The following is a 13,329-nucleotide window of genomic DNA, read 5'->3' as shown; positions in this document are numbered from 1 at the left end:
GCCGGGGAGGGGCCGCTCATCTTTCGGAAGGAACCCCATGGCCATGGACGCCGTCTCCGTCATCCGCACCAAGCGGGACCGTGCCGAACTCAGTGATCCGCAGATCGACTGGGTCATCGACGCGTACACCCGCGGCGAGGTCGCCGACTACCAGATGGCCGCCCTCAACATGGCGATCCTGCTCAACGGCATGAACCGCCGTGAGATCGCCCGCTGGACGGCCGCGATGATCGCCTCGGGCGAGCGCATGGAGTTCTCCTCCCTGTCCCGCCCGACCGCCGACAAGCACTCCACCGGCGGCGTCGGCGACAAGATCACCCTTCCGCTGGCCCCGCTCGTCGCCGCCTGCGGTGCCGCGGTGCCCCAGCTCTCCGGGCGCGGCCTCGGCCACACCGGCGGCACCCTGGACAAGCTGGAGTCGATCCCGGGCTGGCGCGCGCTGCTGTCCAACGAGGAGATGCTGCACGTCCTCGACACCACGGGCGCCGTCATCTGCGCGGCCGGCGACGGACTCGCCCCCGCCGACAAGAAGCTCTACGCGCTCCGCGACGTCACCGGCACGGTCGAGGCCATCCCGCTCATCGCCTCCTCCATCATGTCCAAGAAGATCGCCGAGGGCACCGGCTCGCTGGTCCTCGACGTGAAGGTCGGCACCGGCGCCTTCATGAAGACCATCGAGGACGCCCGCGAGCTGGCCTCCACGATGGTGGGCCTCGGCACCGACCACGGAGTGAAGACGGTCGCGCTCCTCACCGACATGTCGACGCCGCTCGGCCTGACCGCCGGCAACGCCCTGGAAGTCCGCGAGTCCGTCGAGGTCCTCGCCGGCGGCGGCCCCGCCGACGTCGTCGAGCTCACCATCGCCCTGGCGCGCGAGATGCTCGACGCGGCCGGGATCAAGGACGCCGACCCGGCGAAGGCGCTCGCCGACGGCTCCGCGATGGACGTGTGGCGCCGCATGATCGCCGCGCAGGGCGGCGACCCGGACGCCGTGCTGCCGACCGCCCGGGAGACCCACGTCGTCAGCGCCCCGGCCTCCGGCGTGCTGACCCGCCTCGACGCGTACGACATCGGCATCGCCGCCTGGCGCCTGGGCGCCGGCCGTGCCCGCAAGGAGGACCCGGTGCAGGCCGGCGCGGGTGTCGAGCTGCACGCCAAGCCCGGTGACACCGTCACGGCGGGCCAGCCCCTGCTGACCCTCCACACGGACACCCCGGACCGCTTCGACTACGCGCTCCAGGCCGTCGAGGGCTCGTACGACATCGCCGCGGCCGGCACCGACTTCAAGGCCGCGCCGATCGTGCTGGACCGCATCGCCTGACCTGCGTTTTTCTCCTACGGATGAACGGGACCGGCGGACCTTTGCCGGTCCCGTTCGGCATGCCGCCAGGACAGGCTCCAGGACTGAGCGGAGCCCCGGGGCGCGGATCGCGGCCCGCTTCCGGGCCGCCCCGCGATGAGTTCGGGGCCCCCGGCCGGTCTACTGAGCGTGGATTCCGTCAAACCGGCCGTACTCGTGCTGCCCGGACTCGTCACCCCCGGCGAGGTGCCCGGGCTCTGCGAGGCTGTCCGGGCGCTCCTCGCGACGACCGGCGCCGGGGTCGTGGTCTGCGATGTCGCGGGCCTCGGGCCGCCCGGCCTCACCGCCGTCGACGCGCTGGCCCGCATGGAACTGGCGGCCCGCCGGGCGGGAGGCCGCATACGCCTCGCCGGCCCGGACCCGGCCCTGCGCGCCCTACTCGACCTCGTCGGCCTCCGCTTCGATACCTGCGCCGGCGCCGGTCCCCCCGACTCCCCGGTCTCCGGGAGCCTCGGCCCTCCCGGACCCGTCGAGGTGGAGGGGGAGTCCGAAGAGCGGGAACCAGCGGGCCGTGTCCAGGAAGCAGTGGAACCCGGCGATACGGCCCTTTGAGATCTCCAGCGCCTGCACCGCCCAGGGCGTGTAGCCGCCCGCTTCCTCGTCCGGCTTGTACTGGGCGAAGCCCGGCAGGCCGTTGACCTCGACCGGGATCAGGCGCGATCCGGCGCAGGCGGCGCCCAGCGTCGTCATGAAGCCGGTGATGTCGTCCGTGCCGCGCAGCCACAGGTCGAACGGCGGCATCGTCATGATCGCGTCCTCGTGCAGGAGCGCCGTCAGGGCCGTCATGTCGTACCCCTCGAACGCCGCCACATACCGCTCCAGGAGCTTCTGCTGCTCCTCGTCGAGCGGGTCCGAGGTGGCGGCCTCCGCACCTGCTCCCTCCCTCTCGGCGAGGGTGGCGCGGGCCCGCTGGAGCGCGCTGTTGACCGACGCGACCGTGGTCCCGAGCAGCTCGGCGACCTCGCTCGCCCGCCACGCGAGGACCTCGCGCAGGATGAGCACCGCGCGCTGCTTGGGAGGAAGCTGCTGGAGGGCCGCCATGAAGGCCAGGCGCACCGACTCCTTGGCGACCGCGGCCTCCGCCGGATCATCGGTCGCCGGCAGCACCCGGCCGTCGGGCATCGGCTCCAGCCAGGTGTTGTCCGGTCGCGGGGTGAGCGCGGCCTGGGCGAGCGGTGAGGGAGCCGTGAGATCCATCGGACGAGCCCTTCGGTTGCCCGCGTTGAGCATGTCCAGGCACACGTTCGTCGCGATCCGGTACAGCCAGGACCGCATCGAGGAGCGGCCCTCGAACTTGTCGTAGCTGCGCCAGGCGCGGACCATCGTGTCCTGCACCGCGTCCTCCGCCTCGAAGGACGAGCCGAGCATGCGGTAGCAGTACCCGGTCAGCTCGACGCGGTGCTTCTCCAGCCGGACGTCCAGGTCCGCCGTCGTCGCCGTACCCTCGCTCATCGCCAACCCACCCCTGTGGCCTTTTTGATTCGCGCGTCATCGCGCCGGCACTTCGGAAGCTACCGCAGCCCACTGACAATGGCTGGCGGAGCGGGGAAAGCGGCAGGTCACAGGGGGTGTTCCGGAAGGTGATCCGGGCCTGGTGTCCGGCCGGGGCCTCAGCGGTCCCCGGCCGGAACCTCAGTGGGCCGGCACGGGCACGCGGCGCGCGGCGGTACGGGCCGCGCGGGAGCCGAACAGGGTGATCGAGACGACTCCGAGCACCGCGAGCAGCCCCATGGCCACCGTGCCCGCCCACCCCCCGGCGTGGAAGGCGACCGCGCCCAGCGTGCTGCCGGCGCTGGAGCCGATGTAGTACGCGGACTGGTAGAGGGCCGAGGCCTGCGCCCGCCCCGTCTTCGCGGTGTGGCTCACGGACGAGGACGCCACCGCGTGGCCCGCGAAGAAGCCCGCGGTGATCAGGACCAGCCCGAGCAGGACCAGCGCCAGGGAACCGGCCAGGGACAGGAGCAGACCCGCGGTCGTGGTGGCGCCCGCCAGATAGAGGGACCCGCGGCGGCCGAGGCGTCCGGCGAGACGGCCCGCCGTCGACGCCGAGACCGTGCCGACGAGATAGACCAGGAAGACCGAGCCGACGATGCCCTGCGGGAGCGAGAACGGCGCCTCGCCGAGGCGGTAGCCGATGACCGTGTAGACCCCGCCGAACACCATCATGAACAGCGCGCCGATCGCGTACAGCCGGCACAGCAGCGGGTTCGCGAGGTGGTCGCGCACCGTGCGGGCCAGCACCCGGGGCCGCAGCGACCCCCGCGCGAAGTGCCGCGGTGCCGGAAGCAGCATCCGGAAGGCCACCGCGCAGCCCACGGCGATCAGACCGATCGTGCCGACGGCCACCCGCCAGCCCCATTCCTGTGCCACCCAGCCCGTGATGATCCGTCCGCTCATCCCGCCGACGCTGTTGCCCGCGACGAACAGACCGATCGCGGTGATCAGCGCCTTGGGACGGACCTCCTCCGCCAGGTACGCCGTCGCCGACGCCGGGAGTCCCGCGAGCGCCGCGCCCTGTACCGCCCGCAGCACCACCAGCGCGCCGATGGAGGGCGCGAAGGGCACCAGCAGGCCCACGGTGACCGCCACCGCCAGGGACGCCGTCATCACCGTACGCCGTCCGAAGCGCTCCGACAGCGCGCTCATCGGCAGGACGAACAGCGCGAGCCCGCCCGTCGCGGCCGACACCGTCCAGCTCGCCCGGCTCGCGCTCACCGCGAAGTCCGAGGAGATCAGCGGGAGCAGTGCCTGGGTGGAGTAGAGGAGCGCGAAGGTCGCGACGCCCGCGAGGAAGAGCGCGAAGCTCATCCGGCGGTAACCGGGCCCGCCGGGGGCCATGCGGGAGTCCGCGCCGTCGGCGGCGGTGGGGACGGTGGTGGGAGCGGAGACGGTGACGGGAACGGAGGCGGCGGCGCCCGCGGTGACGGGCGCCCCGGTACTGGCGGAAGGCATGCCTCGAACCTAGGGACCCGTCGTTCATCCGTCCAATGCATGGAATCGCCATAATCGTTCCCATGGCGCATCAGCAGAGGTCACAGGCTCACCTGTCACCGTTCAGTGACACAGAAGACGGCGCGCACTTCGCGCGACTGCTCGCCCCGCGCCTGGCGTACTTCGCCGGTGTCGCCCGCACCGAGCACGTCACCCGGGCCGCGGAGCAGATGGGGGTCCCGCAGTCGACCTTGTCCAGGGCTCTGGTCCGGCTCGAACAGGACCTGGGCGTCGACCTGTTCGCGCGCCATGGCCGGACGGTGTCGCTGACCCCGGCCGGCCGCACCTTCCTCGCCTCCGTGGAACGGGCCCTCGCGGAGGTCGAGCGCGCCGCCGACGAGGTGCGCGCGGACGCCGACCCGGCCACCGGCAAGGTCGCCTTCGGCTTTCTGCACACGATGGGATCGGAGACGGTGCCGGGGCTGATCCGCGCGTTCCGCGCCGATCACCCGGGCGTCCGCTTCAGTCTCGTGCAGAACTACGGGGAGGCCATGCTGGAGCGGCTGCGGTCGGGCGAACTGGACCTGTGTCTGACCTCGCCCGTGCCGGACGCGCCCGATCTGGTGGGCCGCCGGCTCGACGAGCAGAAGCTCCGTCTGGTCGTGCCCGCCGACCATCCGCTCGCCGCGCGCCGGCGCATCCGGCTCGCCGAGGCCGCCGACGAGACCTTCGTGACCCTGGAGCCCGGCTACGGGATGCGCCGCATCACCGACGATCTGTGCCAGGAGGCCGGGTTCCGGCCGCGCATCGCCTTCGAGGGGGAGGAGGCGGAGACGCTCCGGGGGCTGGTCGCCGCCGGCCTCGGCGTCGCCCTGCTGCCGCCACCGGCCGTCGCCCGTCCGGGAGTCGTCGAACTGACGGTCACCTCTCCGCGCGCCGTGCGCGAGATCGGCGTCGCCTGGCTGGACGGCCACCCGGACACCCCGCCGGTGGCCGCCTTCAAGAAGTTCCTGCTCTCCCGCCGCGGCCACCTGCTGCCCGACTGAGCCCCCGGGCGCCCCGCGCTAGCGCCGCAACGACTGCCCGAAGCCCGCCGCGAGCGGCATCCGCAGGCCGAGCGGCGGCGGCGCGGCGAAGGCGTCCTCGACCGGGCGGGAGAAGGCGTGGCCGAACAGCGAGCCGAGGACGAAGTCCTCCGCGAGGGCGAGGACTTCGTGCCGGTGCTGGTGCAGCGCGTGCCCGTCCGAGTGGACCTCGAAGCGGCAGATGCCGCGGTTGGCCTTCTTCGCGCGCGCGGCGAGCCGGAAGGACAACTCCGGGTCGGTGCGCGCGTCGTTGGTGCCGTGCACGATCAGCACGCGCCGGCCGGCGAGCTGTTTCACCGGTTCGGGTGGCGCCGCGACATCGTCCTCCGGCAGCCAGGGTGCCAGCGCCAGCACGGAGTTGACGGCCGTGTGCCCGCCCGCGCGCAGCGCCGCCCGGCCGCCCATGTCGACGCCCGCCAGGCACACGGGCACGTCGCCGTAGCGGCGGACGACCTCGTCCGCGGCCCAGGACGCGTCGGCCGCGAGATGGGCCTCGCTGCCGTTCCAGCCGCGTACCCGGTAGTGCACCACGTGGCCGACCAGGCCTTCCGCGCGTCCGGCGCGGGTCAGCCGGCGCCCCAGCGCGCGTACGGAGGCGGTCGCCATCATCGGTGAGGGTCTGCGGGCCGAGGTCTCCTCGCCGCCCGGCAGCAGCAGAACAACTCCGCTGACCGCCGTCGGCTCCGGACCGAGCGCCCTCCCCAGCCGGGCCCTGCGAACCGGCGTCGCTTGCTGTGCCATGACAGAACAGTCTCAGAAGCCAGGGTGTACGCCACCCGTCCGCACGGTCACCGTTACGTATCGACGGATTCGTACAACAGGAGATCTACGCGCGTAGGGGCTAGAGTGCGGAAATGACGAGCCAGATCCGGAACACCCCGAGCTCGGAGCAGATCCGCCGGGCGCCCAAGGTCCTGCTGCACGATCACCTCGACGGGGGCCTGCGCCCCGGCACGATCGTCGAACTCGCCCGCGAAACCGGCTACTCCGGCCTCCCCGAGACCGATCCCGGCAAGCTCGGGATCTGGTTCCGCGAGGCCGCCGACTCCGGTTCGCTGGAGCGGTACCTGGAGACCTTCGCCCACACCTGCGCCGTCATGCAGACCCGCGAGGCCCTGGTGCGGGTCGCCGCCGAGTGCGCCGAGGACCTCGCCGAGGACGGCGTCGTCTACGCCGAGGTTCGGTACGCGCCCGAGCAGCACCTGGAGAGCGGGCTCAGCCTCGAAGAGGTCGTCGAGGCGGTCAACGAGGGCTTCCGGGAAGGGGAACGGCTGGCCCGCGAGAACGGCCACCGCATCCGGGTCGGCGCCCTGCTGACCGCGATGCGGCACGCCGCCCGCGCCCTGGAGATCGCCGAACTCGCCAACCGCTACCGCGACTCGGGCGTCGTCGGGTTCGACATCGCGGGCGCCGAGGCCGGCTTCCCGCCCACCCGGCACCTCGACGCCTTCGAGTACCTCAAGCGGGAGAACAACCACTTCACGATCCACGCCGGCGAGGCGTTCGGTCTGCCGTCCATCTGGCAGGCCCTCCAGTGGTGCGGCGCCGACCGGCTCGGGCACGGCGTCCGCATCATCGACGACATCCAGGTGCGCGAGGACGGCTCGGTGGAACTCGGCCGACTCGCGTCGTACGTCCGCGACAAGCGCATCCCGCTGGAGCTGTGCCCCAGTTCCAACCTCCAGACCGGCGCCGCGGACTCGTACGCGGCTCACCCCATCGGGCTGCTGCGGCGCCTGCATTTCCGCGCCACGGTCAATACCGACAATCGCCTCATGTCGGGAACGAGCATGAGCCGGGAATTCGAGCACCTTGTCGAGGCGTTCGGTTACTCGCTCGACGACATGCAGTGGTTCTCGGTCAATGCTATGAAGTCAGCATTCATTCCTTTCGATGAACGCCTCGCCATGATCAATGACGTGATCAAGCCCGGATATGCAGAATTGAAGTCCGAATGGCTGTTCCAGCAGACCGCCTCCACCAGCGGTTCTGTGGGACAACAAGCCTGAGCGCGGCGAATGCGAAGCGGCCGGGTCTTCACGTCTTCTCCATGACTCGGCCGCTTTTCGACGTTTGCGGAGGGTGCGATCACGTGTTTACGGTTCTGGACCGCTCACATATCGTCTCACCCACCCCAAGGACGCATTCACGATGAAGCAGTCTGCTGCCAAGACTCTCGGTGTCGCCGCTCTCGGCGCCGCTTTCGCCGCTGTCGGCGCGGGTGCCGCGAACGCCGCCCCGGCCGTGCCGGACGCCTCCTCGGCACTGGACACCGTCACCAGGACGCTGCCCGCCGAGAACGTCGCCTCGGCGCTGCCCGGTACCGCCCAGGCGCTCGCGCAGGGCCAGAGCGCCGTCGGCACGGGTATGACCGCCGCGAAGCCCGCCGCAGCGCGTCTGCTCGCCGACAGGCCGACCGCGCCCGTGGGCGGACTGCTCGGAGGACTGCCGCTCCAGGGGCTGCCCACGCACGGCCTGCCGGTCAACGGGGTTCCGCTGGGCTGACGTTCTCCGTCGGACGGAGGCCCCCGCCTGTCCGAGCGCGGGGCCTTTCGGACGTACGGGGACGGGCCGCGGGCAGCGCGGCCGCACCCGCTCCGGCTGTACGAACGCCGGTGGGGCACACCCTCCTCGGGTGCGCCCCACCGGCGTTCGCCGTGTCTCGCGCCGGCCGCCGCCGGGCGTCCGCCCGGGTCACCAGGCGTTGCGGGAGACCTTGTCCTCGGACGGGAAGAGGATCCACAGGGCTATGTAGAGCAGGAACTGGGGGCCGGGAAGCAGGCAGGACAGGACGAAGACGACCCGCATCGTCGTCGCCGAGGTGCCGAAGCGCCGTGCCAGCGCAGCACAGACTCCGCCGATCATGCGGCCGTTCGTGGGGCGGGCAAGGGCGGTCATGGTGGCTCCTTCGCGAACCGTCGTCGAGCGCCGGCGGTCCGGCCTCGTCGTTGTCATCGGTGCCTTCACCGATGTCCTCAACGTTACGAGGACGACGTGCGCGAGACCTCGCTCCAGGGAGCGATCCCGACCCTGGGAATCGTCGGGGTCCGACCCTGAGCGACGTCCTCCCGGGGGACGGCCGCGCGGCGCCGCGTCTCGGCCCTGCGGCGGAGACGGGCCCTGAGGGCGGGCACGACCGCGAGATGCGCGAGGGCCACACCGAGGGTGTTGAGCATGATCGAGTCGATGTCCACGACCTGACCGGGCACCCCGGTCTGGAGCAGTTCTATGCCCAGCGAGAGCAGCACGCCGGCGGCGGCCGTCCGCAGGAGCGAGCCGAGGGGGGAGACGGCGAGCCTGCCCCCCGCCATCGGGAGCAGCACGCCCAGCGGGGCGAGCAGGCCGAGGCCCGCGGCGATACGCCGGGCGGCCACCTCGGGACCCAGTGCGAGGTCGGCTCTGATACCCGCGAAGGGCCGCAGATTGGCGGCGCTGACCCAGGGGACATCCAGCGGACGCAGCGTGATCCAGGCGACGAGCGCCAGATGTGCGACGAGGAGGACACCTCCTGCCACACGGACGCGGGTGACGGCGCTGCCGTCCTCTGAACCATGACGCTGCACGCCCCCCAAGACGCGGGGTCCGGCACGATCGGTTCCGCTGCGGTGGTTTTCGGCCCCGCAGCGTTACGAACTCCGGACAGCCGTCGACGTCGGGGACGTGTCGCCGGGCGCGGCGCGCATCTCGGGCGTGCACTCGTAACTGCGCAGGCCGGCGGGGGCGGGGCCGCCGAGGACGACGCTGCCGTCGTCCCGTGCCGCGGCCGAGTCCGAGAAGGTGCAGACGATCTGGGCGAGGGCCGTCCTGGTGAGGTCCTGCGGAGGGGTGCTCAGCCGCAGCGTGTCCTCGGGGTCACCTTCGCGGGGCCCGCTGACCGTCATGCCGCCGCGCACGTCCGTCGTGTAGCCGGCCTGCTCCTCGGGCGTGGACGGTGCCTCGGCGAGTTCGTCCAGCAGTGCCTGGGCCACCAGGGCCCGGCGCGCCGACTCCGCCGTGCCGTCCGCGATGCGCACCGACCGGTCGACCGTGACCAGTTGTTCCGAGCAGAGCAGGAAGACCTGGACCGGCACCCCGTGCGAGGACTGGGTGGCGATGTCGGGGCCGGAGAGCGCGCAGGGCACGCGGGAGGGCGCCGGACCGAAGTCGGTGGGCACCTGCGTGGGGCGGATACCGCACCCGGTGAGCAGCACGGCGAGCAGCGCCGCGGCCGTCCAGGGCCGCACCCCGCCCGGCCGCCCGGTCCGGAACGAGCGTCCCGGCCACGCGGAACCCGCCGCCCGCCGCCGCGCGCGGTCCGCGGAGCCGACGGCCCGAGGACCGGCGGTGTCCGTGGAGCCGGCGGCCCGCCGGCCGGCGTTCTCCGTGGGGCCGGGATGCCGTTGGCCGGTGTTCTCCCGGGAGCCGGGGGGACGGGAGGGGTGGGGAACCTTCGGGGCCGTGGGGTGTGCGGTGGTCATCCGGCGGTGCCTTCCGTGCCGTTCCCGTGCGCGGAGGCGTCACGGCCCCGCAGGTCGTCGGCGAGCAGTTCCGACGCGCCCTGCGGCAGGCGCAGCGTGAAGACCGCCCCGCCCCCGGGCACGTTGGCCGCGGTGATCTCGCCGCCGTGGATGTGCGCGTTCTCCAGGGCGATGGAGAGGCCGAGGCCGCTGCCCTCGGAGCGCGGCCGGGACGCGCTGGCCTTGTAGAACCGGTCGAAGACGTGCGGCAGGACGTCCTCGGGAATGCCGGGACCGTGGTCCTGTACCTCGATGACCAGTTCCTCGCCCTCGCCCTCCCTGCGCACCGACACCCGGACCGGTGAACCACCGTGCTTGAGCGCGTTGCCGATCAGGTTCGCCAGGATCACGTCGAGCCGGCGCGGGTCGAGCCGCGCCATCATGCCGCGTTCGGCGTCCAGTTCGACGGCGTCCAGCCAGGCGCGCGCGTCGATGCACGCGGTGATCTGGTCGGCGATGTCCACGTCGTCGAGGATGAGCCGGGCGGTGCCCGCGTCGAAGCGGGTCACCTCCATCAGGTTCTCCACGAGGTCGCCCAGGCGCCGGGTCTCGCTGACGACCAGCCGTACGGCCGGTTCGATCATCGGGTCGACACTGCCGGTCTCCGCGTCCAGTTCCTCTTCGAGGATCTCGGTGACGGCGGTGATCGCGGTGAGCGGCGTCCGCAGCTCGTGGGACATGTCCGCGACGAACCGGCGGGACGCCTCGTCCCGCGCGCTCATGTCCGCGACCCGTTTCTCCAGCGCCTCCGCCGTCCGGTTGAACGTCCTTGACAGATCGGCGAGTTCGTCCGTGCCGGAGACCCGCAGCCGGGTGTCCAGCTTTCCCTCGCCGAGCCGGCGGGCCGCGATGCCCAGCCGGTGGACCGGCTTGAGGACCGTGGTCGCGGCGGCCTGGGCGAGCAGCGCCGAGCCGATCAGCGCGAGCCCGGTCGCGATCCCCAGCGACCAGGCGAGGGAGTTGAGGTCCTTGGCCTCCGGCTCCAGGGACTTCAGCATGTAACCGGTCGTGGAGCCGTCGATCACCCGGGCCCCGCCCACGAGGTACGACTTGTCGTGCTGGGTGATCCGCTGCCAGTACAGGTGGTACGCGGACTTGTTGGTCGAGGTCAGCGCCTGCTGCTTGTTCACCGCCTTCTGGAGGGACTTGGGTACGTCCTCCAGCGTGAACGTGTCCAGCTCGGAGTTGCCGGTGATCATCTTGCCGTCGGCGGCCTCGGCGGTCAGCAGCACACTGAAACGCTGGCTGCTGTTCGCCATCTGCCCGGCCGTGCGCTGGAGTTCGTCCTGCGCCGGATGCACGGGCAGCATGCTCGCGTGGTTGCGCATCTCCTGCTGGAAGTCACGCAGCACCGCGTCCTGGGTACGCGTCAGCACGGCCTCGCGGTTGAGCCAGTACGCGATGCCCGACGCGGACACCGCGGCGGTGAGCGCGACGAGTCCGAACACCACGACCAGCCGCAGCCGCAGGCTGGTGAAGCGCAGACCGGACAGCAACGCCTTGCGCGCCGCGGCCCAGCCGCGGAGCTTGTCCTGCGGTTTGGTCACTGAGGATTGTCCAGCCGATAGCCGACGCCGCGCACGGTACGGATCAGGGTGGGCGAGGACGGCACGTCCTCCACCTTGGCGCGCAGCCGCTGCACACAGGCGTCGACCAGGCGGGAGTCGCCCAGGTAGTCGTGCTCCCACACCAGACGCAGCAACTGCTGCCGGGACAGGGCCTGTCCGGGCCTGCGGCTCAGCTCCAGGAGCAACCGCAGCTCGGTGGGCGTCAGTTGCAGATCCTCACCGTTCTTGGTGACGGTCATGGCGGCACGGTCGATGACCAGTGAGCCGAACGACGCCGAGTCGTTCGCCTCCCGCTCGCCGCGGCGCAGCACGGCGCGGATCCGGGCGTCGAGCACCCGGCCCTGCACCGGTTTGACGACATAGTCGTCGGCGCCGGACTCCAGTCCGACCACGACGTCGATGTCGTCGCTGCGCGCGGTCAGCAGGATGATCGGCAGTTGGTCGGTGCGCCGAATGCGTCGGCACACCTCGAATCCGTCGATGCCGGGCAGCATCACATCCAGCACGATCAGATCCGGTCGCTGCTCGCGCAGCAGCTTCAGACCGTCCTCACCGGTGGCAGCGGTGGCCACCCGGTGTCCCTGGCGCGTCAAAGAGAGCTCCAGGGCCGTACGGATGGCGTCGTCGTCCTCGATCAGCAACAGGGAAGGCACGAACGTCATTCTGGCCCATGTCATGCTCGGGTATCGACTGTTGGAGCGCTCCCACTCGTCTCCCGGGCACAACGAACGCCCTCGCGGGTGGCGCCGGAGGCCCAAGTGGTCGTCTGCGTAGTCGTACCGCTCTTCTCTGTGATCGCGCTGTGCCGCGCCCGGGGGCGGGCCCTGTGACAGGTCTGTGACAGTCGGCGGACACGGCCATGAAGTGGGCCCGGCAAGCTTTTCGACACAAGGCAGGACGCACGACGGAACGAACCGAAGATCCGGGACTCCACGACGGGGGGCGCGAGATGAACACGCTGCACAGCACCAGCACTAGCGCAGTTGTCACGCGGCTCCACGACGTCAACCGGGCAGCGGAGAAGTCCGGGGTTGTGAGCGGGCGGGGGTGCGCTCGCAGCGCCGGGCGTCAGCACACCGCGTACATGACGGTGGTTGACGCGTTCACGGGGGAGAACGCCACGGCGTCGGCCGCCGTGGGCACGACGGGGGAGAAGGCTCACGGGGGAGCCGCGTACGGGGAGGGCTCGGGGGAGCGTCGTTCCGGGGCGGGGAACGTGGAGGCCGAAGCGGCTTTCACGGCCTACGTCCAGGAGCGCCGTGCCTCCCTGTACGCAACCGCCTACCACCTGACCGGTGACCGCTTCGAGGCCGAGGACCTGCTGCAGAGCGCGCTGTTCTCGACGTACCGGGCCTGGGACCGGATCACTGACAAGGCCGCGGTCGGGGGCTACCTCCGCCGCACCATGACGAACCTGCACATCAGCGCGTGGCGCCGCCGCAAGCTGAACGAGTACCCGACCGAGGAACTGCCGGAGACGCCCGGTGACACGGACGCGATGCGCGGCACCGAACTGCGCGCCGTCCTGTGGCAGGCGCTGGCCCGGCTGCCCGAGCTCCAGCGCACGATGCTGGTCCTCCGTTACTACGAGGGCCGCACCGACCCGGAGATCGCGGAGATCCTCGGCATCAGTGTCGGCACGGTGAAGTCCAGCATCTGGCGCTCGCTCCGCCGGATGCGCGAGGACGAGGTCCTCAGCTTCGGCCGTGACGAGGAGGAGTCCTTCGGGGAGCTTGTCGCCTGAGGGGCCGGGGGGAGCGGTAACAAAGAGACGGGGGCCGGTTCCGGGGGGAGCCGGTGACGGGGACGTCGGTTCCGGGGGGAGCCGACGCCGAACGGGGTCACGGGAAACGGGTCACGGGGGAGTCGACCGTTTCACGGGGGACCAC

The 13,329-nt window shown here is 71.7% G+C and carries 13 protein-coding genes and 1 pseudogene; 6 read left to right on the top strand and 8 right to left on the bottom strand.

Translation table 11 applies throughout. From position 1 onward, the window contains the following. Positions 1–37: 37 nt before the first annotated feature. Together ACF07B_RS40280 and ACF07B_RS40275 are read left to right on the top strand one after the other, a co-directional pair. Positions 38–1,321, top strand: coding sequence for a thymidine phosphorylase (locus tag ACF07B_RS40280; protein ID WP_392182600.1), 1,284 nt, complete (start codon positions 38–40; stop codon positions 1,319–1,321). Between the two features lie 135 nt (positions 1,322–1,456). Beyond that, positions 1,457–1,696 (top strand): annotated as a pseudogene (locus ACF07B_RS40275) (hypothetical protein); the annotation flags it as partial. Between the two features lie 39 nt (positions 1,697–1,735). Here ACF07B_RS40275 and ACF07B_RS40270 read toward each other — a convergent pair. Beyond that, positions 1,736–2,812 carry a sigma-70 family RNA polymerase sigma factor gene (locus ACF07B_RS40270; protein WP_392182599.1) on the bottom strand — a complete coding sequence of 359 codons (1,077 nt, stop codon included), beginning with the start codon at positions 2,810–2,812 and terminating at the stop codon, positions 1,736–1,738. Positions 2,813–2,992: 180 nt separating this feature from the next. Beyond that, the gene (locus tag ACF07B_RS40265; protein WP_392182598.1) at positions 2,993–4,312 is read right to left on the bottom strand and encodes an MFS transporter; all 1,320 of its coding nucleotides are present in this window, start codon (positions 4,310–4,312) and stop codon (positions 2,993–2,995) included. Between the two features lie 62 nt (positions 4,313–4,374). On the opposite strand from ACF07B_RS40265, the gene ACF07B_RS40260 reads away from it, so the two are divergent. Then, a complete protein-coding gene (locus tag ACF07B_RS40260) occupies positions 4,375–5,337 on the top strand; it encodes a LysR family transcriptional regulator (protein ID WP_392182597.1) in 963 nt (320 codons plus the stop codon). Positions 5,338–5,355: 18 nt separating this feature from the next. Here the strand turns inward: ACF07B_RS40260 and ACF07B_RS40255 are convergent, their stop codons facing one another. Then, positions 5,356–6,117, bottom strand: coding sequence for an alpha/beta hydrolase (locus ACF07B_RS40255; RefSeq protein WP_392182596.1), 762 nt, complete (start codon positions 6,115–6,117; stop codon positions 5,356–5,358). Positions 6,118–6,230: 113 nt separating this feature from the next. Here ACF07B_RS40255 and ACF07B_RS40250 point away from each other — a divergent pair, with 113 nt between their 5' ends. Next, positions 6,231–7,385: an adenosine deaminase gene (locus tag ACF07B_RS40250; RefSeq protein WP_392182595.1), complete on the top strand. Its 1,155-nt coding sequence runs from the start codon at positions 6,231–6,233 to the stop codon at positions 7,383–7,385. 142 nt (positions 7,386–7,527) lie between these two features. Then, positions 7,528–7,881, top strand: coding sequence for an ATP-binding protein (locus ACF07B_RS40245; RefSeq protein WP_392182594.1), 354 nt, complete (start codon positions 7,528–7,530; stop codon positions 7,879–7,881). Positions 7,882–8,070: 189 nt separating this feature from the next. On the opposite strand, the gene ACF07B_RS40240 is transcribed toward ACF07B_RS40245, so the two are convergent. The 5 genes from ACF07B_RS40240 to afsQ1 form a co-directional block, all read right to left on the bottom strand. Further along, the gene (locus ACF07B_RS40240; RefSeq protein WP_326785877.1) at positions 8,071–8,274 is read right to left on the bottom strand and encodes a PspC domain-containing protein; all 204 of its coding nucleotides are present in this window, start codon (positions 8,272–8,274) and stop codon (positions 8,071–8,073) included. An 83-nt stretch (positions 8,275–8,357) separates the two neighbouring features. After that, entirely contained in the window at positions 8,358–8,939 is a 582-nt protein-coding gene (locus ACF07B_RS40235) for a VanZ family protein (protein ID WP_369486449.1), read from the bottom strand. Positions 8,940–9,002: 63 nt separating this feature from the next. Then, entirely contained in the window at positions 9,003–9,599 is a 597-nt protein-coding gene (locus tag ACF07B_RS40230; RefSeq protein WP_369486451.1) for a hypothetical protein, read from the bottom strand. Between the two features lie 230 nt (positions 9,600–9,829). Beyond that, complete coding sequence (locus ACF07B_RS40225) at positions 9,830–11,419, bottom strand: ATP-binding protein (protein WP_369486448.1); 1,590 nt, start codon at positions 11,417–11,419, stop codon at positions 9,830–9,832. Then, positions 11,416–12,093, bottom strand: coding sequence for a two-component system response regulator AfsQ1 (gene afsQ1, locus ACF07B_RS40220; protein ID WP_037625670.1), 678 nt, complete (start codon positions 12,091–12,093; stop codon positions 11,416–11,418). Before afsQ1 ends, ACF07B_RS40225 begins: the two co-directional genes overlap by 4 nt. A gap of 296 nt (positions 12,094–12,389) precedes the next feature. Between afsQ1 and ACF07B_RS40215 the strand changes: the two genes are divergently transcribed. Beyond that, on the top strand, positions 12,390–13,184 hold the full coding sequence (locus tag ACF07B_RS40215) for a SigE family RNA polymerase sigma factor (RefSeq protein WP_392182593.1): 795 nt from the start codon (positions 12,390–12,392) through the stop codon (positions 13,182–13,184). Positions 13,185–13,329: the final 145 nt, after the last annotated feature.

It is taken from the genome of Streptomyces sp. NPDC015532, assembly GCF_043078065.1.
GTDB lineage: Bacteria > Actinomycetota > Actinomycetes > Streptomycetales > Streptomycetaceae > Streptomyces.
This window is presented reverse-complemented; position numbering and strand designations above follow the sequence as displayed.

Excerpts from the sequence above, each read along its gene's own strand:
- ACF07B_RS40265 (WP_392182598.1), bottom strand. The coding sequence starts at position 4,312 with ATGCCTTCCGCCAGTACCGGGGCGCCCGTCACCGCGGGCGCCGCCGCC.
- ACF07B_RS40250 (WP_392182595.1), top strand. The coding sequence starts at position 6,231 with ATGACGAGCCAGATCCGGAACACCCCGAGCTCGGAGCAGATCCGCCGG.
- ACF07B_RS40255 (WP_392182596.1), bottom strand. The coding sequence starts at position 6,117 with ATGGCACAGCAAGCGACGCCGGTTCGCAGGGCCCGGCTGGGGAGGGCG.
- ACF07B_RS40270 (WP_392182599.1), bottom strand. The coding sequence starts at position 2,812 with ATGAGCGAGGGTACGGCGACGACGGCGGACCTGGACGTCCGGCTGGAG.
- ACF07B_RS40260 (WP_392182597.1), top strand. The coding sequence starts at position 4,375 with ATGGCGCATCAGCAGAGGTCACAGGCTCACCTGTCACCGTTCAGTGAC.
- ACF07B_RS40240 (WP_326785877.1), bottom strand. The coding sequence starts at position 8,274 with ATGACCGCCCTTGCCCGCCCCACGAACGGCCGCATGATCGGCGGAGTC.
- ACF07B_RS40215 (WP_392182593.1), top strand. The coding sequence starts at position 12,390 with ATGAACACGCTGCACAGCACCAGCACTAGCGCAGTTGTCACGCGGCTC.
- ACF07B_RS40280 (WP_392182600.1), top strand. The coding sequence starts at position 38 with ATGGCCATGGACGCCGTCTCCGTCATCCGCACCAAGCGGGACCGTGCC.
- ACF07B_RS40245 (WP_392182594.1), top strand. The coding sequence starts at position 7,528 with ATGAAGCAGTCTGCTGCCAAGACTCTCGGTGTCGCCGCTCTCGGCGCC.